The following is a 20,579-nucleotide window of genomic DNA, read 5'->3' as shown; positions in this document are numbered from 1 at the left end:
CCCAATGAGGAATGCCGGAATGAAACACGCAACTGCTGAAGTCATTCGTGAATATGGCCCGTTTGCCGATGTCGACCATGTGTGCGGCGTGACCTGGGACGGCGAAAAGGTCTGGTTCGCCTGCAACGACAAAATCAACGCCCTGGACCCGGAAAGCGGCAAGGTGCTGAGCTCCATCGATGTCGCCGCCCATGCGGGCACCGCGTTCGATGGCGAGCACCTGTTCCAGATCGCCGAAGACCGCATCCACAAGATCGACCCGCGCAGCGGCCGCATCCTCTCGACGATTCCTGCGCCTGGCGCAGGCACCGATTCGGGGCTGACCTGGGCCGAAGGGACGTTGTGGGTGGGCCAGTACCGCGAACGCAAGATCCACCAGATCGACCCCGAGACGGGCAAGATCCTGCGCACCATCGAATCCAACCGCTACGTCACCGGCGTGACCTGGGTGCAAGGCTCGCTGTGGCATGGCACCTGGGAGGGCGACGAGAGTGAACTGCGGCGCATCGACTCGCAAACCGGTGAAGTGCTGGAGAGCCTCAAGATGCCGGAGGGCGTCGGCGTGTCGGGACTGGAGTCCGATGGCGGCGAGCGGTTGTTCTGCGGTGGTGGGGGTAGCGGCAAGGTGAGGGTGGTGCGCCGGCCTTCGTGAAGCACGGACGCAGAGCCTGCTCCCACATTCTTCAGGGTGTACGCAGATATCGCATTCGACGCAAATCAACTGTGGGAGCGGGCTTGCTCGCGAAGACGGTGTGTCAGGCGCCATGGATGTTGAATGTGCCGGCCTCTTCGCGAGCAAGCCCGCTCCCACATTCTTCAGGGTGTACGCAGATATCGCATTCGACGCAAATCAACTGTGGGAGCGGGCTTGCTCGCGATGGCGGTGGGTCAGGCGCCATGGATGTTGAATGTGCCTCAGTCCGTCTGAGGATGCTGATCGCTGATGTCGTGCCAGTCCGCTTTCGAGCCGACATGCACATGTTTTTGCTTGCGGGGGCGCAGCGGCGTATCCAGGGTGCCGAGGGCAATCGAAACCCAGTCGGAAAATGCGCCTGTCGAGTCAGTCCAGAACAGTGAAGATCCACAGCGGCAACAGAACCGCCGCGTGACGCCTTTGGACGATTCATAGGCCATCAGCGAATCAGTGCCGGTCATGATCGATAGCGCCGAGGCGGGTGTGCTAGCGTAGGTCGCAAACGCAGCCCCATGGCTCTTTCGGCATTGGCCGCAATGGCAATGGGTGACGGCTTTCAGCTCGCTCGACAAACCATATTTGACGGTGCCGCAGAGGCAACTGCCCCGGTGAAACTCATCCATGTAACGTCATCTCCTTGTCGATAGTATTTTTGTTTCCTGCCGGGTTTTCTGCTGGTCGAAATCGGTCTAAAAGCCTGGTTGGCAATCGCGCCTGTTTTGCTATTCTCAATCCTGTAGGTGAAGACGCAGACTGATGCGCAAAAGGATAGCAAGGAGACGTGGGGCGCGTTCCGAAGGGTACACGGTTAGAAAGATCCCCGCGCTGGGATCCAGCCCTTATGCCGTGTGAAGCAGAAGAGTTCCATTACGGTTTCACGACTCTTTTGTGGGAGGCCTGATAAACCTTGTAAGCCGGAGACCAGCACCGGCCACCTACTTGTTACATTCACCCACAAAGCCCGCTCAGAGCGGGCTTTTTAATGCCCGCAAGGTGGGGGCGGCCGGCGGCTCAAGGCGCGCCAAACAGCATTGTCCAGTAAACACCATTGTCGCTGCGCGCGTTGGCGGCGTACGCGGCACCGACCTGGGTGAACATCGGGTTCATCAGGTTGGCGCAATGCCCGGGGCTGGCGAGCCAGCCGGCCATGGCCTTGCTCGGGGAGCCTTGCCCGGCGGCGATGTTTTCACCGATCTGGCGGCCACGGTAACCGGCGGCCCTGGCGCGGTCGGAGGGCATGTCGCCGTCGGGGTCCTGGTGGGCGAAATAGTTGCCGTAGGCCATGGCCTTGCTGTGGCTTTGTGCAGCGGAACCCAAGGCCGAACTCCAGGACAGCGGTCGCGCGGCGGCGAAACGCTGGCGACCGCACAGGCGCGGTTTGCCCCGGGCTGCGTTGACCTGCGCCAGCAACGCCTGGGCGGCGCTGCGTGGATCGCCGGTTTGCCCGTCGAGTACCGGCTTGGCGAGCACCACCTGCCACTCACTGCCGGAACGGCTGACGCCGATATCGGCGTATTGGTTGTCGAGCAGCGCGGCGCAGTGCTCGTCCTGGAACATATCGAACGCTTCTTCGGCATCCCGTGCACCCACCACGCGGATCGACCGCACCATGGTGGCCTGATAGCCGGAAGCCTTTAACCGGTCCCGCAACCCACCGCCGTAGCCAACGGGCAGGGCCAGGTTCGATTTCAGCCTCAGGGGTGATAAACGTTGCGTCGGTCGCCGGTCGCAGCCTTGCGGATGGGCGCGATAGTCGTTGATGGCGTCGACCAGTTGTCGTTGCCCATCGGCGTGGGCGGGGCTGGCGAAAACGGGGAGCAGGGAAAACAGGCACAGCGAAGAAAAGCGCAAGGCAACGACAGTTTGGCGCATGGACGGACAACTCGAATGAGATGACGACGATAGGAGAGGAAAAAACGCTGGGGTATGACTGGCTTCCTGGAACAAGGTTCACGGCGGACGTGAACCTGTTTATTGTCGGAGCGAAATGTCCGACGAAGGGTAGGTCTTCTGTGGGAGCGGGCTTGCTCGCGAAGGGGCCGGCACATTCAACATCGATGGTGCCTGACACCCCGCTTTCGCGAGCAAGCCCGCTCCCACAAGTTTTGTGTACACCAATGCCCGTTTAGAAACAGTGACCCGCACGCGGTCCTGAATCGATCAATCCACGCAGGCGTACACCACCAACTCCACCAGCATTTCTTCCCGGGCCAAACCTGCCACGACTATGGCAGCACGATTGGGGTAGGGCGCCTGGAAGTACTCGGCGTAGACGGCATTCACGGTTGCCAGATAACTGCGGTCGGTGACGTAGATCAGCACCTGGGTGACCGCGTCCAGCGAACTGCCGGCGGCTTGCAGGGTATGGCGCAGGTTGTCCAGGGTTTGCCGGGTTTGCGCTTCGATGCCGCCGCTCACCACCTGGCCCTGACGGTCGATGGGGATTTGCGCGGTGTACAGCGTGCCGTTGCCGACAACCGCCCATTCCAATGGCGCGCGCGAGGCAAAGAGATCGGTCTTGATCGCCTGTTTCATGGATGATTCCTGATGCAGATTTGAGGGTTTTATCGGGTGTCGCTGCCTTCGCCGGCGCCACGGCGACGGGATTCTTCGGTGCTTTCCACCAGCACCCGCTCACCGAGTTTCTTCAACTGGGCCCAGACTTCATCATTGACCTGCAGCCCACCCGCGGGGGTTGGCTGACTGTGTTCAAACGTCGGGGCCGCGTCTTCGGCACTCAGCCGTGGCAGCAGCGCGAAGTGCCTGGACATCAGCACGTTGATGCTTTGCTCGTCGCCCTGCGCCGGTTGCGGCAGGTCATACACGCGCAAGGCCGGGTGGGTGTTCCCGGCGCTGAAGGTGGCCACCAGTTCCTGCCGGGCATCGCGCCAATACACACAAAAGTTCAGGCCTTCTCCGGCACAGCGCGCCAGGTAGCCCAGCAGCAGAATGCGGTTGTGGCAGTGACGAATGCGGATCAGCGCACTACCGCCACGCAAGGCCTTGCTCACCCCCAGTTCGATGGCCTGGGCGGCGCAGCGCAACACGCTTTGGCCATGGGCATCGAGGGTCAGTTGCGTGGCGTCTTCGTAGCAGGTTTCGATGGGGCGATCGACTTCATCGTGAAGAAAGTCCAAGGCCTTTTTCAGCGCGCCGATGCCGTCGAGGCCTTGCTGTTGCAGCCTGGCGATCATCTCGGCGGCGTCGTCGCAATCACCGGGCGCAAAACCGATGCCTTCGAAGGCCTTGCGGCAGATCACCTGGATTTCATTGAGTGATACGCGCATTTCAGAGTGCTCCGGCAGCGTTGGTCAGTTCAGGCATGACGGCGAAATTCCAGTCGTCGGCGAACGGCTGGCCGATCTCGCTGACCAGCGGTGCCCCCTGGAACAAGGTGATGCGCACCCAGCGGCTGGACTTGGGGTCGAACTTGCCAGCGCCGAAGAACGCCAGTTTGCAGCGCAGCAAGTGGATCGGCAGCATGCCGCGGTCCATCAGGTTGGCGCGGATCTCGCCGAAGGCGCAGCGGGCCATGCCTTGCAGGCGGCAGACAGTGCCTTTGAACTGCGGCAGTGCCAGCAGAAAGTGCGCGGTCAATTGCCGTGGGTGTTGCTCGCGGTAGGCCAGCAGGGCGCGATGGCAACGTTGAATGTTGTGCGCGATCCCCAGTTGCATTTCTTTCTCTGCGCCTGGCTCCATGGCCCGTTCGCCGAGGCGTGGCTCTTCCTTTTCCGCCGAGCGATACCAGAAGAAGTGGTTGGCCTCGGCACCGCTCAAGTCGTACTCGAGCGCCCAGCGGTACTCGGTCTCGATGAGGTCGCTCAGTTCATCCAGCGGCATCTCGGCATTCAGGCGAAACCCCTCGTTGACCGACATCTGCCCGGCCAGCGGATCGACCTGTTCGGGGTACAACTCCAGCAGCAGGCTGACCAGCAGTTCCTGGCAACCGGCGCCGACGTTCACGTCGGCCCAGGCTTGTAGTTGCGACCACAAACCCGCGTTGACGGGCTGGCCGGTGAACCACTCGGCCAGATGATCGAGATCGGCCAGCGTCTGCTGGTCGATACCGCTTTGTCGTTGGTCATCGGTGCGGGTTTGCTGCAAGTGCTGACGGGCCCGTTGCAGCAATGCCTGGAAGCGCTGCGCCTGAGGCACGTCAGCTGCTTGGGCCAGCACCAACCCCAACGCCGTTTCCCGCGCCCACATCCACTGGTTGACCAGTTGCGGGTGGTTGATCAGGAACGGCGCCATGCCCAGTCCCGTGGAATTGCCGACTCCAAGGTAACGCTGCAGGGCCGGGTCCAGACCCACCGCCCGCTGCGGGTTGCGCGCCCGGGCCATGTGTTCGATCTGTTCGATGCTGAAATGCCGCAACAGGTACACGGTAAACATTTGCGCACTGAAGGGTTGCGTGAAGTCCGCCGTGCCTTGCAGGCAACTGAAGTCGGCGATGCCGAACTTGCCGTTGCCGTACACCGCGGTGGTGCGATACAGGTAGCCGACCTCGGCCAGTTGCCGAGGGTCTGGCTGGCAACCTTCGGCCAGCGCTTCGAGGAAACGCTCGAAGTTGCGCAGGCTGCGGTTGGCCCGCGACAGCACCAACACTCGCGAATCGAATCGCCCGGCTTCCTGCAGCGGCACATTGCGTCGCAAGTCAGCCAATTGCTGCTCGTCGACGTCGCCGGCGAGCAGGACAAAACTGACGTCCCACTGATCGGCAATGACCCGGTCGCTGCGCTTTTCCGGTGGCAGGTACATGGAAAAAATCACGCAGTGATAATGGGCACTGGCGGTGTCGATGCGGTAGATCGCCGTACCAAAGCCCTCGGCGTCCAGGTCGAAGCAGGTGCGCTGGATGCGCCACTGCTCGTTCATCATCCGCCGCATGCTGCTGCGCACGAAACTCAAGCGGCTCTGAAAGTGACTGCCCAGCCGCTCCAGGTCCATGACCCGGGCGGCGGGCCGCAAGGTCGGAGAGGTGTCTGCGTCGGTGTGCGACATCATTGCGATTCCTGAACTGTTCATCATCAGACTGCCTGTTCGCGAGCCATCTGCCGGGCGATGCGCAGTGCATCCCAGAGCGACGGCAGGATCAGCAGTGAAACCGGTACGGCGGTAATTACGATAAAGGATTGCAGCGCCGTGACCCCGCCCGAACCAATGGTGATCAACACCACGGCGGCCAGGCCCATGCCGATGGCCCAGAAGGCCCGCAGCCATGCTTTCGGCTTGTCATTGCTGGACATGGCCATCGCCACGGTGAACGCCATCGCATCGCCGTTGGTGGCCACCGAGATGAAGCTCAGGAACAGGAACAGCGCCGAGATCAGTCCACCCAAGGGCAGGTTCTGGGTCACGCCCAGCAGCAGGTCTTCGGGCTGCGCGCCGTGGGCGGTGATGATGCCCGGGGTTTGCAATTCCATACCGATGCCGGCGCCACCGACGATGGTGAACCAGAACATGGTCACCAGCGGTGCGATGATCGACAGGGTCATGATCACTTCACGGATGGTCCGGCCACGGGAAATCTTCGCCACGTACAGGGCAACCATCGGCGCGTAGCCAATGAACCAGCCCCAGTAGAACACCGTCCACCAGTCGAGCCATTTCGGATCGGCGCGGAACAGGGTCATCGGGATGAACTGCTCCAGGTGCAAGGCAAACGCGCTGGGAAAGCCGCCGAGAATGAAGGCGGTAGGCCCCAGCAGCACCATGAACACCGCCAGGCCGATCATCAGCCAGACGTTGATGCCACTGACGAAGCGGATGCCCTCCAGCCCGACCAGGCAGGAGATGGTGTACATCACCGTGACCAGCACGATGGTGATGGACTGCACCACCAGGTCGTTGGGGATGCCCCATACCGAGTGCAACGCACTGCTGATCTGCAGGCCGAGGAACCCGATCGGGCCGATGGTGCCAGCAACCACGGCGATGATCGAGGTGGCGTCCGCCAGCGTGCCGATCGGTCCCTTGAGCGCACGTTCGCCGAACAACGGATAGAGCAGGGTGCGCGGCGCCAGCGGCAGGCCTTTGTCGTAATGCAGATGCATCAGCACGATGGCCAGCAGGCTGCCCAGCACTGCCCAGGCCAGGAAGCCCCAGTGCACGAATGATTGCGCGAGCGCAACGTGTGCGGCGGCTTCGGTGTGCGGTTGCACCCCGGCGAACAACGGCGGCGGGCTGGCGAAGTGCATCATCGGTTCCGCTGCCGCCCAGAACGCGCCGCCGCCAGCGAGCAGGGCGCACATGATCACGGCGATCCAGTTGAAGGTGCTGGTATCGGGACGCTGGTCGATGCCGCCCAGGCGTACCCGCCCGCATTTGCTGAAGCAGATGAACAGGCTCATGGCGAAGGTCGCGAGCATCAGGATCTGCCAGTACAAGCCGAAGAACTTCGTCGACCAGGCGAACAGCGTGTTCACCAGGTGCGACACGCCATCGATGTCGACCAGTGCCGCGATCAGGAAGGCGCCAAGGAAGCCGCCACTGATCAGGAACAGCGGCCAGTCGATGTTTTTTTTCGGCGGTGCAAGGTCCATTGGCTGGACGTCGGCTTGCAGGGTGTCGGAAGTTTTCATGATGCCTCCAAAATACGCGCCTGGGGCTGTGCATCGCCGGTCGGGGAGATGAACGGGAGGCTATTGTTGTTATTTTTCATGCTGTCCTCACGGTGTCGATCAAGAGTCAGTTTTGCGCCGTCGTAGCGTTTTCCAGCAGGCGCAGCCAGTTGAGTCCCATGATGTTGCGTACCTCGTCCTCGGCGAAGCCTCGGTCGCGCAGACCCTGGGCGATGACCGGGAAGTCCCGGCTGTCACGGAACCATTGCAGCGGTGCCGGCCAGTTGGCGTTGTCCTTCGAGCCTTCGCCGTAATCCTTGTCTTTGCTCCAGCGCCCGTTGCGCATCCATTCGAGCACTTGCAGCGGTTGTTGCTGGCACAGGTCGGTGCCGATGCCGATGTGTTCGACGCCCATCAACTCCGCGGTGCTGGCGACCATGTCGCAGAAGTCTTCCAGGGTGCAGCCCGACGCACCCTTGAGGTGGAACGGGTAAGTGCTGAAACCGAGCAGGCCGCCGGACTCGGCGATGCCGCGCAACACCGCGTTGGATTTGTTGCGCTTGGCCGCGTGGAAACTCGACGGGTTGGCGTGGGAGACGATCACCGGCCGGCTCGACAGCTCGATGGCTTCAAGCGTGCTGCGCTCGGCGCTGTGGGACATGTCGATGAGCATGCCGACGCGGTTCATCTCGCGGATCACCTGGCGGCCGAAACGGCTGATGCCATTGTCTTCGGTCTCGTAGCAACCGCTGGCCAGCAGGCTCTGGTTGTTGTAGGTGAGCTGCATGATCAGCACACCGAGCTGGCGGAAAACCTCCACCAGGCTGATGTCGTCTTCAATCGGCGAGCAGTTCTGGAAGCCGAAGAAAATCCCCACGCGGCCTTCCTGATGGGCCAGGCGAATGTCCGACGCCTCGCGCACCGGGCGAATCAGCTGCGGCCAGGTTTCGAATCGACGGTTCCACTCGCCGATGCGCGACAGGGTTTCCCGGGCGTTCTCGTGGTAGGCGATGGTGGCGTGCACCGCGCTCAGGCCGCCTTCGCGCATCTGGCGAAAGATCTCTTCGTTCCAGTGGGAATATTGCAGGCCGTCGATCATCAATAAGTCGTGCATGCTGATCTCCCGTTCAAGGTCGCACGTAGGTGGTCTTGACCACGGTGTAGAACTCGCGGGCGTATTGCCCTTGCTCGCGTGGTCCGAAGCTGGAGGCTTTGCGGCCGCCGAACGGCACGTGGTAATCGGTGCCGGCGGTGGGCAGGTTGACCATCACGCAACCGGTACGGGCCCGGCGCTTGAAGTCGCTGGCATAACGCAGCGACTGGGTGATGATCCCGGCGGTGAGGCCATATTCGGTATCGTTCAACACCGACAAGGCTTGTTCGTAATCGTTGACCCGGATCACACAGGCAATCGGCCCGAAGATTTCCTCGCGGTTGATGCGCATGCTGTTGTGGGTATTGATGAACAGGGCGGGGCGCATGTAGTGCCCGGCCGGCTCCAGGTTGAGCAGTTCGCCGCCCTCGACCAGGGTCGCGCCTTCGTCTTCGGCCAGTTGCAGGTAATGGAGGTTCTGCTCCAGTTGCCGGGCTTCGGCCACCGGGCCGATCTGTACGCCCTGGCCGAGGGCATGGCCGACCTTCAGCTGACGCATGCGCGCCACCAGTGCCTCGACGAAACGGTCATGGATGCCGTCGCAGACGATCAATCGCGAAGAAGCCGTGCACTTTTGCCCGGTGCCGAAGAAGGCGCCGTTCAACGCGCATTCCACGGCGATGTCGAGGTCGGCGTCATCGAGCACCACCAGGGCGTTCTTGCTGCCCATTTCCAGTTGGCAACGCACCAGGTTGCCGGCGGTGGCGACCGCGACGCGGCGACCGGTCTGCAGGGAACCGGTGAAGGTCAACGCATCGATGTCGGCGGACTGGATCAGGCTTTCGCCGACCACCGCGCCGCTGCCCATGACCAGGTTGAAGGTGCCGGCGGGCAGGGCCTGGCGGCTGATGATTTCGGTCAGGGCCCAGGCGCTGGCCGGCACCAGGTTGGCCGGTTTGAACACCACGGCATTGCCGAAGGCCAGGGCCGGGGCAATCTTCCAGGCGGCGGTGGCCATGGGGAAATTCCACGGGGTGATGATGCCGACCACACCGACCGGTTCACGCTGCACTTCGATCTCGATGCCGGGGCGTACCGAGGCGGCGGTCTCGCCCATCTGGCGCAGCACTTCGGCGGCGTAGTAGTGGAAGAACTGCGCGGAGCGATTGACCTCGCCGATGCCCTCTGCCAGCGGTTTGCCTTCTTCCCGGGAGAGCAGTTCGCCGAGTTCTTCCTTGCGTGCCATCAGCTCGTTGCCGATGGCCATCAGCACTTGCTGGCGCTGTTCCAGGCCGCTGGCGGCCCATAACGGCTGGGCGTCGCGGGCGGCAGCGATGGCGTCGAGCGTCTGTTCGGCGCTGGCTTGCTGGTAGTGGCCGATGAGGTCTTGAACATCCGAAGGGCTGTGGTTGGCGATGACGCCCTGGCCTTCGCACCAGTTGCCGCCGATGTAGTTTTTGTAGGGTTGCAGTGCCATGGGAACCTCCGATTGCGTTGGCCCCATCTTGAGAGTATTAGTCTGCAAATAAAAATTAATAATAAATATGAAATGATAAGGAAAACTTACCGTGCTGCCTGAGCTGAAGATTACCCAACTGCGCTATTTCGTCCTGGTCGCCCAGCTGAAAAGCTTTCACGGCGCGGCGAAGCAGGCCTATCGCACGCAACCGGCGCTGTCCCTGGCCGTGCGTGAGCTGGAGCAGAAACTCGGCCAGCCATTGTTCGAAAAGGGCGGCAAGACCGAACTGACACCCTTCGGCGAACACTGTTTGCCGCTGTTCCAGGATTTGCTCGCGCATCACGACCGTATCGCCCGTGAAGTCAGCTTGCTGGCACGGCATGAAATCGGTCAGGTGAGCATCGCCACGGTGCCATCGGTGGCCAGTCGGTTGCTGCCGCATCTGCTGGCACGGTTTGTCAGCGAGCACCCGAAAATGCAGATCAGCATGCAGGACGGCAACGCCGACAGCGTCCAGCAGTTGTTGGTCCAGGGGCAGGTGGACTTTGCGATCAGCAGCGTGTGGACAGCGGACGAAAACATTGAGTTCGTGCCGATCCTGAGTGATCGGGTGGGGGTGGTCTGCCGCCACGATCATCCATTGGTGGCGAGCGGCGAGGCATTGCACTGGTCGAGCCTGCAAGCCTACCCGCTGGTGCGCAATGGCACGTCGCGCTTGCTCGCTGGCACGGAGGCGGCGGGGTTGCTGGACAGCAGTCTGCTGTTCGTCTCCAACATGATTTCGCTGATCGCGATGCTGGAAGAGGGCATCGGCATCACCACGCTGCCGTCCCTGGCGTTCCCGCAGGGCAACGAGAAACTGGTGTTCCTGCCGCTGTCAGAGCCGCGGGTGGAGCGCCAGATCGGCATCCTGTGCCGCAAGGGGCAGAGCCTGTCGCCAGCGGCGGCCGAGTTGATGGGGTTTCTCAAGGCGAACATGCAGATGGTCGATCTGTAACGTCAGGGTTCGAGCGGCGGCTCCGGGCTTTCTGTCGGTCGCAGCTTGAAGCGACAGACATGCCCGCCACGCACCATGCATTCGCTGTGTTCGACTTCACCGCCGCCCAGCGCGCCGATCAAGGCCAGGTCCAGTTCGCAGACCACCGGATGCTCGGCGGCCAGGCGATGGAACACGCAGTTGTGCGCAACGATTTCCGGGCTGTCGCCTGAGCGAAAAAACACCTCGGCTTCGTAGCCCGCCTGGTTCATGTGCTGGACGATCCTGGCTTCGTCAACGACCTGTTGTTCACGGTCCAAGGCCAGTTTTCGGCCCATGCTGCGCATCAGCGAGGCCAGGGCTTCGGGGCCGATGATGGCGGCGACTTCACCGATCAATACGCTGGCCAGCAGCTGATAGTGGCGAGGGAATTGCTCCCGCGCGTGGGCGGTGAGCCGATACAGCTGCTCGGGGCGACGGCCCGTCGGGCGGGTGTCGCCGCGCAGCACCAGGTCGTCACGCTCCAGCGCCGCCAGGTGTTGGCGGATCGCCGTACGTGTGACGGCCAGATGTTCAGCCAACTCGTCAATGCTCATGCCGCCGGCATGGTGCAGTAGGGCATTGAGCAGGTCTTGCTGTGTTCGGCCCAGTCCTTCCAGCATGGTGTGCCCTCGCGCGATATCAGAACTTGTCCGGGAATTGCTTGACCAGCGCGCCGGTCAAGGCGTCGGCCAGGGCCAGGATGTGCGTGCGCATCATCGCCCAGGTACGGGCTTCGCCAGCGTAATCGTGCGCGGCAAACTCATCGATCTGGGCGATGTGGTGACCGCCATGGGCCGACAGCATGTTGACCAGTGTGGCTTCAGGCAGATTGGGGTTGGCACCGGCCAGGAAAGCCGCGATCGCCTTGGCATTGCTGGTCAGCTCGGTGACGGCGGCCTGCTTGCCTTTCGCATCCTTGGCGACGGTGGCATCGCTGTAGTGTTTCACCGCGCCCCAGTGACCGGCAAGCAGCTTGAGCAATTGATCTGCCGCCGGTTGGCCGTAGAGCGGGGCAATGCTGTTGGCGATTTTGGTGGCGTTGTCGACGACCTGGTCGGCGGCGACCTTGGCTTGTCTCTGGTCGGCGGATTGATTGGCCAGCGCGTAGTTTCGGATCCAGAAAATGTGCTCGACCCAAAGGTCACGCAAGGCCAGGCGCGTGGTCAGCGCGGGGCTGTCGGCAGCGGCGGGTGAAGCGGCAGGCGTCTGGCTCCAGACCGGTTGTGCACACAATGCCAGCAGGAGCAAAGCCAGGGTTTTGATATTCATGACGGCACCCTCAGAGAGTGGAAACATTCGACAATATCAATATAGGCATAAAAATATGTTTTTATTGGGCGCAGGTGAGTTCTCGGATGAACGGCCATAGCCTGTCGCCAAAAGCGATTTGGCTTTTTGTGGCGAGGGGGCTTGCCCCCGTTCGACCGCGAAGCGGTCGCAAAAGTTTGTCTGATATACCGTATCGTCTGGGTTGGGGACTACTTCGTAGTCCAACGGGGGCAAGCCCCCTCGCCACAAAGACCGCTGATCCCGTTACAACCCATCCCCCAGCGCCTTGAGGTATTCAGGGCTTTCGCCGATCGAGTTATGCCCCGTTCCCTCGATGACCTGCATCGAAGCCACGCCTTTGGTGAAGTGACTCAACAGGCGCTCGGTGCTGGAGCGCGGAATCACTTCGTCATGCCCGGCCGCAATCAATACCGTCGGCACCGTGATGCGGGCGGCGTACTGCCAGGACGGGTATTTGTCCTTCAGCAACCAGCGCACCGGAAACCAGCGGAACTGACGGGCGGCCAGCCCTTCGAGGCTGTTGTAGGGCGTGATCAGCACCAGCCGCGCGGCCGGCCGCTGGCTGGCAAGGCGCACGGCAACCCCGGAACCCAGGCTGCGCCCGACCACCGCCACATGCGGATGGGTGGCATACACCTGGTCGAACAACGTGATGGCATCGCGGGCAATGGCCTCTTCGGATGGCGAGCCGGAACTCCCGCCAAAGCCACGGTAATGCAGCAGATACAGCGCGTAGTCAGGGAACGCCTGGGTGAACCCGGGCAGGTTGCGCGAGACGTCCTCGGCATTGCCGCCGAAATAAACCAGCGCGTTCGGGCCATCGTGAGGGCGGACAGTGACCAGCACCTGTGCGTCGGCGACCGGCAGGGTCAGCAGCGTTGCGGCTGTCCCGACGGTGCGCGGTTGCGGGTAATAGATCAGCGCCCGTTGAAACACGAACAGCGCGACGCACAGCGCCAGGTACAGCGCAGCGACGATGACGACGAGCAACACCAGGGTGCGTGACATTCGACTAACGTTAGTGGGCGGCATGAACGCTCGGGGTTTGAAAGTGGCTGGCGCAAGGCTTTCTGAGTGTAGTCAATCGACCTTTGGCGCGGGTTGTCCGGACGGTCGACGCAACGGACCGAACCCGAACGACTGGTGAGAAGCGTTTTATGAGCCATCCTGAGGGTTACACCCGTAGAGAAATACTCACGCTGGCTGCCGGTGCTTCGGCGGTCTTCACGTTCGGTCCGGTGGGGGCACAACCCGCGCCGCCGACGGGAACAGGAGGCAAGACCATGCAGACTCGCGCCATTCCTTCCAGTAACGAGCCCTTGCCGATCGTAGGCTTGGGCACTTATCGCGGATTCGACGTCGAGCCTTCGCAACCGACCTACAAGGACCTGCCCACGGTACTGGATGCGTTGTTCGACAAGGGCGGCACGTTGATCGACAGCTCGCCGATGTATGGTCGCGCCGAACAGACCATCGGCGAACTGCTGTCGATCCATGAGCCACGTTCGCCGGCGTTCCTGGCCACCAAGGTGTGGACCCGGGGCCGCGAAGAAGGCATTGCGCAGATGGAGCAATCCTTCGCCCTGTTGCAGACCGACATTATCGACCTGATGCAGATCCACAACCTGCTGGACTGGCAGACGCACCTGCCGACCCTGCGCCACTGGAAGGAAGCAGGGCGCATCCGCTACATCGGCATCACCCATTACACCCCATCGGCCTATGAAGAAGTGGAAGCGGTACTCAAGGCCGAGCCAGTGGATTTCTTGCAGATCAACTACGCGCTGGATGATCGCGGCGTCGAGAAACGCCTGCTGCCGTTGTGCCGCGAACGGGGCGTGGCGGTGATCTGCAATCGACCGTTTGGCGGTGGCGGCTTGCTGGCCAAACTGAAAGACAAACCGCTGCCAGGCTGGGCGGCGCAAGTCGGGGTCAAGAGCTGGCCGCAACTGGCGCTGAAGTTCCTGCTGTCGCATTCGGCGGTGACCTGCGTGATTCCGGGCACCGGCAACCCGCGCTACATGGCGGAAAATGCCAGGGCCGGATTCGGCCCGACATTGACCGACGCCCAGCGTCAGCAACTGATCGCGCTGGTCGGCTAACGACGCACCCGATGCGGTCCGGCGAGTCCCGCAACCTCTCCTATACTGTCTCGCGTCCATGCCGTTGAAAGCGCATTCGGTGCCCTGACGGCGTCCCTGTCCATCACTGCAAGGAGATCGAACATGGCTATCCGCATTGGCGACGAAGCACCGGATTTCACCGCTGAAACCACCGAAGGCACGCTCAATTTTCACCAATGGGTCGGCGATGGCTGGGCTATCCTGTTTTCCCATCCCAAGGATTTCACCCCGGTGTGCACCACCGAACTGGGTTACCTGGCCAAACTCAAGCCGGAATTCGACAAGCGCAACACCAAGGTCCTCGGCCTCAGCGTCGACCCGGTCAGTGACCATAACCGCTGGGTCGGTGACATTGCCGAGACCCAGGGCTGCGCGGTCAACTATCCGCTGATCGGCGACGAGAACCTGGTGGTGGCCAAGCTCTACGACATGATCCACCCCAATGCCAGCGGCGGCGCGCGTACGGCAGTGGACAACGCCACGGTGCGTTCGGTATTCATCGTCGGCCCGGACAAGAAGGTCAAGGCCATGCTGATCTACCCGATGAGCGCCGGGCGTAATTTCGATGAAGTGCTGCGCCTGCTCGATTCCCTGCAACTGAATGCCAAGCACACCGTTGCCACGCCGGTGAACTGGCGGCCGGGTGAGGATGTGATCATCCCGACTTCAGTGTCTGACGAAGATGCGAAGAAGAAATACCCGGAGGGCTTCAAGACATTGAAGCCGTATCTGCGGACGGTGGCTCAGCCGAAGTAACTGCTGCGGCCTTAAGATCGCCTTCGCGAGCAAGCCCGCTCCCACAGGGGATCTCCAGTGAACACAAAATCTGTGTACGACAGAGATCCAATGTGGGAGCGGGCTTGCTCGCGAAGAGGCCGGCCCCGCAGACCAAGAACTCCCGGTCAAACCAGATACTTCTTAAACCACCCCACCGTCCGCTCCCACGCCAGCTTCGCCGCCGCCTCGTCATAACGCGGTGTCGAGTCATTGTGAAAACCATGATTGCAGCCCGGGTAAATGTAGGCCTCATAGGTCTTGCCCCCGGCCTTCAACGCTTTCTCATAGGCGGGCCAGCCTTCGTTGATCCGCGTATCCAGTTCGCCGTAGTGCAGCATCACCGGGGCCTTGATCCGGGGCACTTCCTCCGCCGTCGGCTGACGGCCATAGAACGACACGGCGGCACCCAATTCCGGAAAAGCCACGGCCGCCGCGTTGGTCACGCCACCGCCGTAGCAGAACCCGGTGATGCCGACTTTTCCCGTAGCGGCCGGGTGTTTCATCATCCACTCGACGGCGGCGAAAAAGTCGTTCATCAGCTTTTCCGGATCGACCGTGGCTTGAAGCTCGCGACCCTTGTCGTCATTGCCGGGATAACCGCCGACCGACGTCAGGCCATCCGGGGCGAGGGCGATGAACCCGGCCTTGGCCACTCGCCGGGCCACGTCTTCGATGTACGGATTGAGCCCACGGTTCTCGTGCACGACCACCACCGCCGGTACTTTGCCGGCGGTCTTGGCCGGGCGCACCAGGTAACCGCGAACCTGGCCGTGGCCCTTGGGCGACGGGTAGGTGACGTATTCGGCAAGGATGTCCGGATCGGTGAACTCGACCTGCTCGGCCAGCGCATAGTTGGGGCTTAGCGCGGCGAGCAGGGCGCCAGCGGTCAAGCCGCCGAAGGTGAACAACGCCGCACGGTCGAGAAACTCCCGGCGGTTGATCTTGCCGTGGGCGTAGTAGTCGTAGAGTTCCAGCAGTTCGGGGGCGAAGTCTTTTGCGGTTAGACGGGGCATCGCAGAGTTCCTCTCGGCTGGTTGAACGCGGCCCCTGTGGGAGCGGGCCTGTGGCGAGGGGGCTTGCCCCCGTTGGACTGCGCAGCAGTCCCATTTTTCGGGGGCCGCTTCGCGACCCAACGGGGGCAAGCCCCCTCGCCACAAGCCCATCCACAGGGGAAAAGGGTGAAGCCGACACCTCATTCCAGGCACTGCGCCCCGGCCTTCGCCACCTGCGCATCCTGTTCGGGCTTGACGCCCGACACCCCGACAGCACCAATCACCTGCCCATCGAAAACAATCGGCACGCCACCCTCAAGCGAAGTCAGCACCGGTGCTGACAGGAAAGCGTAGCGCCCACTGTTGACCATGTCCTCATAACTTTTCGATTCGCGTCGCCCGAGGGCTGAGGTGCGGGCCTTTTCGGTGGCGATGTACGCGCTGCTCGGCGCGCAGCCGTCGAGGCGTTCGAGGGCCAGCGGGTGGCCGCCGTCATCGACCACCACTATGGTCACGGCCCATTGGTTGGCCTGTGCTTCGGCGCGGGCGGCTTTGATGATCTGGCCGACTTCGGCCTGGCTCAGGACGGCTTTGCTGTTCATGGGCATCTCCAGGATTCGCTTAAGGCAGGGCGGCTTCGACCAGTTCGATCCAGTGCCGCACCGGGGTTCGGCCCGCGCCGTCGAGGTGCGACTGGCAGCCAATGTTGGCCGTGACAATCACCTCGGGATGGCCGCTTTCCAGGGCGTTGAGCTTGTTGTCGCGCAGTTGTCGCGACAATTCGGGCTGGGTCAGCGAATAGGTGCCCGCCGAGCCGCAGCACAGGTGCCCATCGGGAACGGGCGTGAGGTTGAAACCGAGTTCGCTCAGCAGCGCTTCCACGGCTCCGCCGAGTTTCTGCCCGTGCTGCAAGGTGCAGGGGCAATGGAAGGCCAGGCGCTGGGAGGCGTGGATGCCAAGTTTTTCCAGGGGTTCGTCGCGCAACACCTCCACCAGGTCCCGGGCCAGTTCGCTGACCTTTTTCGCCTTGGCTGCATAGGCCGGGTCGCTGGCGAGCAGATGGCCGTAGTCCTTGATAAAGGCGCCGCAACCGCTGGCGGTCTGCACAATCGCCTCGGCGCCTTTTTCGATGCCCGGCCACCACGCGTCGATGTTGCGCCGGGCGCGATCGAGACCGGCGGCCTGGGCATCCAGGTGGTAATCCACGGCACCACAGCAACCGGCTTCGCGGGTCGCGATGACGCTGATCCCCAACCGGTCCAGCACCCGCGCCGCGGCGGCATTGGTGTTGGGTGACAGGCCGGGCTGCACGCAACCTTCGAGCATCAGCACCTGGCGCTCACGGTGGGTCATGGGCCGCGGCTTGGCCGGGTAGACACTGCGCGGCAACTTGCTTTGCAGGAGGCCGGGCAGCAGGGCGCGGAACACCTGACCGCCATTGACCAGGCTCTTGAACAGATCGGGATGCGGCACGGTCTGGCGCAACCCTTCGCGCAACAGGCGTTGACCGAGCGGGCGCGGCACCGCCGCATCGACCACCGCCCGGCCGATGTCCAGCAGGTTGTGATAATCGACGCCCGACGGGCAGGTGGTTTCGCAGTTGCGGCACGACAGGCAGCGGTCCAGGTGTTGCTGGGTCTTTTGCGTGACGTCGTTGCCTTCCAGCACTTGCTTGATCAGGTAGATGCGGCCTCGCGGTCCGTCCAGTTCATCGCCGAGCAATTGATAGGTCGGACACGTGGCATTGCAGAAGCCGCAGTGCACGCAGGTGCGCAGGATGCTTTCGGCTTCTGCGGCACGGGGCAGATGGCTGGCGCGTTCACTCAAGGTCGTCTGCATGGTTCAAAGCTCCGCGTACAGGCGTCCGGGGTTGAAGATGCCCCGTGGATCGAGTTGTTGTTTGAGGTTGCGGTGATAACGCATCAGCGCCGGCGGCAGCGGATGGAAGGGGCTGTCGGTCAGGCCGTGGCTGAAGCAGGTGACATGACCGCCGACCTCGTCGACCACCTGGCGGATGAACGCCGCTTCGGCATCGGACTTCAGCCAGCGCTGGGCGCCGCCCCAGTCGAGCAACTGGCGACCCGGCAGCGACAGGCGTGGCGTGTTGTGCGGCAGGGACAGGCGCCACAGCGGCTGGTCTTCATCGAAGTAACTCAGGCGCTGTTCGTTGAGATCGTCCCAGAAGGCAGCGTCCAGCCGTTCGCCGCCGAGGCGCTCATGGGCCGCCGCCACCGAACCCTCACCGCCCTCGAGCCGCAGGTGCAGGCGTGTGCCGTCGTGACAGGCGGCGCTGATCGGCAGCGGTTGCTGGCCCCATTCCGCCAGGCGCAGCAAGGCCCGTTCGGTGTTCATTTCCAGGCTGATGCTCAGGCACTGCCGGGGTTTGGGCAGCACTTTGAGCGAGACTTCGGTGAGCAGCCCGAGGCTGCCATGACTGCCGGCCATCAGGCGCGACAGGTCGTAGCCGGCGACGTTCTTCATCACTTCGCCACCGAAGCGCAACAGCTTGCCATGCCCTGTGATCACCCGCGTGCCGAGGACGAAATCCCGCACCGAGCCGGACCACGGGCGCCGTGGCCCGGACAACCCGCAGGCGATCATGCCGCCGACAGTAGCGCCGTCGCCGAAGGACGGCGGTTCGCAGGGCAGCATCTGTTGCGCGGCATCCAGCACTTGCGCCAGCTCCGACAACGGCGTGCCGCAACGGGCGGTGATCACCAGCTCTGTCGGGTCGTAACTGACGATGCCCCGGTGCGAGCGGGTGTCGAGAATTTCCCCGGCGGTGGTGCGCCCCAGGAAGCCTTTGCTGTTGGAACCCTGGATGCGCAACGGCGTGGCGTTTTCCAGCGCCTGATTGACCTGCTCCAGCAGTGACGGGCTGTCGTCGAAATCTTCAGGGCCGTGCATCAGAAACGCTCCAGCTCGGGGAAGGGCAGTTGCCCGCCATGCACGTGCATGGCACCGAATTCGGCGCAGCGGTGCAGGGTCGGAATGTTCTTGCCGGGGTTGAGCAGGCCGCTTGGGTCGAAGGCGGCCTTGATGGCATGGAACAGGGTCAGCTCATCGCTGTTGAACTGCGCGCACATCTGATTGATCTTCTCGCGGCCCACGCCGTGTTCACCGGTGATGCTGCCGCCGACTTTCACGCACAACTCCAGGATCTTGCCGCCCAGGGCTTCGGCTCGATCCAGTTCACCGGGTTGATTGGCATCGAACAGGATCAACGGATGCATGTTGCCGTCCCCGGCATGGAACACGTTAGCCACCCGCAGGCCGTACTCGTTCGACAGTTCGGCGATGGCATGCAGCACACCGGGCAGTTCGCGACGGGGGATGGTGCCGTCCATGCAGTAATAGTCCGGCGAGAGGCGGCCGACCGCCGGGAAGGCATTCTTGCGCCCGGCCCAGAAACGCACGCGCTCGGCTTCGTCTTTGGCCTGGCGCACCTCGGTTGCGCCGGCCTGTTGCAGTACCTGGCGCACCCGCTCGCAGTCATCGGCGACATCGGCTTCAACGCCATCGAGCTCGCACAGCAGGATGGCCTGGGCATCCACCGGATAACCGGCGTGGATGAAGTCCTCGGCGGCGCGGATGGCCAGGTTGTCCATCATTTCCAGGCCACCGGGGATGATGCCGGCGGCGATGATGTCACCGACCGCGCGCCCGGCTTTTTCCACGGAGTCGAACGCCGCCAGCAGCACCTTGGCGGTCTGCGGTTTGGGCAGCAGCTTGACCGTGACCTCGGTGATCACCCCGAGCAGGCCTTCGGAGCCGGTGAACAGTGCCAACAGGTCGAAGCCGGGGGAGTCGAGGGCGTTGGAGCCCAGGCTCAACTGCTCACCGTCCACGGTAAGGATGTCGACCTTGAGTATGTTGTGCACGGTCAGGCCGTATTTCAGGCAGTGCACGCCACCGGCATTTTCCGCGACATTGCCGCCAATCGAGCAGGCGATTTGCGAGGACGGATCCGGCGCGTAATACAGGCCGAAGGGGGCCGCCGCCTGGGAAATCGCCAGATTGCGCACGCCGGGCTGAACCCGTGCGGTACGGGCGGCGGGATCGATGTGCAGGATGTTGTTGAAGCGCGCCATCACTAGCAGCACGCCTTTCTCCAGGGGCAGCGCTCCACCGGACAAACCGGTACCGGCGCCACGGGCCACCACGGCGACCTGCCGTTCATGGCAGACGCGCAGCACCCCTTGCACCTCGTCGATGTGCCGGGGCAGCACCACCAGCAGCGGGGTGGTGCGATAGGCCGACAGCCCATCGCATTCGTAGGGCTTGAGCTCCTCCTGCTGATGCAGGATTTCCAGAGCCGGCAAGCGGGTTTGCAGGGCGTGCAGGAGCGCCTGTTTGTCGACGTCGGGCAAGGCGCCGTCAACGCGCTCATCGTAGAGAATGTTCATGGGTTCATGACTCTCGCAGGAGGCCACTGACCTTCATCATTGGCCTGATACAGCCGACTGTCCATTGGGATGTTTGTCTGCACGACGGACCCTGTGGGAGCGGGCTTGCTCGCGAAGAGGGAGTGTCAGACGGCAATGTCTTCGACTGACCCACCCTCTTCGCGAGC

20 protein-coding genes are annotated in these 20,579 nt (G+C 62.8%); 4 read left to right on the top strand and 16 right to left on the bottom strand.

The genetic code is table 11. The features are described 5' to 3' along the window. Positions 1–19: 19 nt before the first annotated feature. A complete protein-coding gene (locus KGA88_RS28015; protein ID WP_110657954.1) occupies positions 20–652 on the top strand; it encodes a DUF5074 domain-containing protein in 633 nt (210 codons plus the stop codon). Between the two features lie 263 nt (positions 653–915). Here KGA88_RS28015 and KGA88_RS28010 read toward each other — a convergent pair whose 3' ends face one another. The 8 genes from KGA88_RS28010 to KGA88_RS27975 all read right to left on the bottom strand — a co-directional run bounded on the left by KGA88_RS28010 (position 916) and on the right by KGA88_RS27975 (position 9,824). Further along, the gene (locus KGA88_RS28010; RefSeq protein ID WP_223595791.1) at positions 916–1,317 is read right to left on the bottom strand and encodes a GFA family protein; all 402 of its coding nucleotides are present in this window, start codon (positions 1,315–1,317) and stop codon (positions 916–918) included. A gap of 388 nt (positions 1,318–1,705) precedes the next feature. Then, positions 1,706–2,566 (bottom strand): CAP domain-containing protein, encoded by an 861-nt coding sequence (locus tag KGA88_RS28005; RefSeq protein ID WP_223595789.1) that lies wholly within the window; start codon positions 2,564–2,566, stop codon positions 1,706–1,708. A 288-nt stretch (positions 2,567–2,854) separates the two neighbouring features. Continuing rightward, positions 2,855–3,229 (bottom strand): RidA family protein, encoded by a 375-nt coding sequence (locus KGA88_RS28000; RefSeq protein ID WP_223595787.1) that lies wholly within the window; start codon positions 3,227–3,229, stop codon positions 2,855–2,857. 29 nt (positions 3,230–3,258) lie between these two features. Continuing rightward, positions 3,259–3,981, bottom strand: coding sequence for a DUF3726 domain-containing protein (locus KGA88_RS27995; RefSeq protein ID WP_110660953.1), 723 nt, complete (start codon positions 3,979–3,981; stop codon positions 3,259–3,261). 1 nt (position 3,982) lies between these two features. Then, positions 3,983–5,698 (bottom strand): hypothetical protein, encoded by a 1,716-nt coding sequence (locus tag KGA88_RS27990; RefSeq protein ID WP_223595785.1) that lies wholly within the window; start codon positions 5,696–5,698, stop codon positions 3,983–3,985. A gap of 23 nt (positions 5,699–5,721) precedes the next feature. Further along, positions 5,722–7,275: a BCCT family transporter gene (locus KGA88_RS27985; protein ID WP_223595782.1), complete on the bottom strand. Its 1,554-nt coding sequence runs from the start codon at positions 7,273–7,275 to the stop codon at positions 5,722–5,724. A 106-nt stretch (positions 7,276–7,381) separates the two neighbouring features. Next, positions 7,382–8,368, bottom strand: coding sequence for a dipeptidase (locus KGA88_RS27980; RefSeq protein ID WP_223595780.1), 987 nt, complete (start codon positions 8,366–8,368; stop codon positions 7,382–7,384). Between the two features lie 13 nt (positions 8,369–8,381). Beyond that, positions 8,382–9,824, bottom strand: a complete 1,443-nt coding sequence (locus KGA88_RS27975) for an aldehyde dehydrogenase family protein (protein WP_223595778.1) — start codon at positions 9,822–9,824, stop codon at positions 8,382–8,384. 91 nt (positions 9,825–9,915) lie between these two features. Between KGA88_RS27975 and KGA88_RS27970 the strand changes: the two genes are divergently transcribed. Beyond that, positions 9,916–10,803 (top strand): LysR family transcriptional regulator, encoded by an 888-nt coding sequence (locus KGA88_RS27970; RefSeq protein ID WP_223595776.1) that lies wholly within the window; start codon positions 9,916–9,918, stop codon positions 10,801–10,803. A gap of 2 nt (positions 10,804–10,805) precedes the next feature. Here KGA88_RS27970 and KGA88_RS27965 read toward each other — a convergent pair whose 3' ends face one another. From KGA88_RS27965 to KGA88_RS27955, 3 genes are all read right to left on the bottom strand, one after another. Beyond that, on the bottom strand, positions 10,806–11,444 hold the full coding sequence (locus tag KGA88_RS27965; RefSeq protein WP_223595774.1) for a helix-turn-helix transcriptional regulator: 639 nt from the start codon (positions 11,442–11,444) through the stop codon (positions 10,806–10,808). Between the two features lie 19 nt (positions 11,445–11,463). After that, complete coding sequence (locus KGA88_RS27960; RefSeq protein WP_223595772.1) at positions 11,464–12,093, bottom strand: hypothetical protein; 630 nt, start codon at positions 12,091–12,093, stop codon at positions 11,464–11,466. A gap of 264 nt (positions 12,094–12,357) precedes the next feature. Beyond that, positions 12,358–13,146 carry an alpha/beta hydrolase gene (locus KGA88_RS27955; protein WP_110663247.1) on the bottom strand — a complete coding sequence of 263 codons (789 nt, stop codon included), beginning with the start codon at positions 13,144–13,146 and terminating at the stop codon, positions 12,358–12,360. A 125-nt stretch (positions 13,147–13,271) separates the two neighbouring features. Between KGA88_RS27955 and KGA88_RS27950 the strand changes: the two genes are divergently transcribed. Both KGA88_RS27950 and KGA88_RS27945 read left to right on the top strand, forming a co-directional pair. Beyond that, positions 13,272–14,216 (top strand): aldo/keto reductase, encoded by a 945-nt coding sequence (locus KGA88_RS27950; RefSeq protein ID WP_223595770.1) that lies wholly within the window; start codon positions 13,272–13,274, stop codon positions 14,214–14,216. A gap of 123 nt (positions 14,217–14,339) precedes the next feature. After that, positions 14,340–14,993, top strand: a complete 654-nt coding sequence (locus KGA88_RS27945) for a peroxiredoxin (RefSeq protein ID WP_223595768.1) — start codon at positions 14,340–14,342, stop codon at positions 14,991–14,993. A 146-nt stretch (positions 14,994–15,139) separates the two neighbouring features. Here KGA88_RS27945 and yghX read toward each other — a convergent pair whose 3' ends face one another. The 5 genes from yghX to glcD all read right to left on the bottom strand — a co-directional run bounded on the left by yghX (position 15,140) and on the right by glcD (position 20,412). Beyond that, positions 15,140–16,027, bottom strand: a complete 888-nt coding sequence (yghX, locus tag KGA88_RS27940) for a YghX family hydrolase (protein ID WP_223595766.1) — start codon at positions 16,025–16,027, stop codon at positions 15,140–15,142. Positions 16,028–16,206: 179 nt separating this feature from the next. After that, positions 16,207–16,608: a heme-binding protein gene (locus tag KGA88_RS27935; protein ID WP_223595764.1), complete on the bottom strand. Its 402-nt coding sequence runs from the start codon at positions 16,606–16,608 to the stop codon at positions 16,207–16,209. A 19-nt stretch (positions 16,609–16,627) separates the two neighbouring features. Then, positions 16,628–17,845, bottom strand: coding sequence for a glycolate oxidase subunit GlcF (gene glcF, locus KGA88_RS27930; RefSeq protein ID WP_223595762.1), 1,218 nt, complete (start codon positions 17,843–17,845; stop codon positions 16,628–16,630). 3 nt (positions 17,846–17,848) lie between these two features. Beyond that, positions 17,849–18,913 carry a glycolate oxidase subunit GlcE gene (gene glcE / locus KGA88_RS27925; RefSeq protein ID WP_223595760.1) on the bottom strand — a complete coding sequence of 355 codons (1,065 nt, stop codon included), beginning with the start codon at positions 18,911–18,913 and terminating at the stop codon, positions 17,849–17,851. Then, a complete protein-coding gene (gene glcD / locus KGA88_RS27920; RefSeq protein ID WP_110660572.1) occupies positions 18,913–20,412 on the bottom strand; it encodes a glycolate oxidase subunit GlcD in 1,500 nt (499 codons plus the stop codon). The genes glcE and glcD overlap by 1 nt, the downstream gene beginning before the upstream one ends. Positions 20,413–20,579: the final 167 nt, after the last annotated feature.

Source organism: Pseudomonas sp. A-R-19 (assembly GCF_019956575.1).
GTDB lineage: Bacteria > Pseudomonadota > Gammaproteobacteria > Pseudomonadales > Pseudomonadaceae > Aquipseudomonas.
The sequence above is the reverse complement of the archived record's forward strand: the minus strand, read 5'-3'. Positions and strand labels throughout refer to the sequence as shown.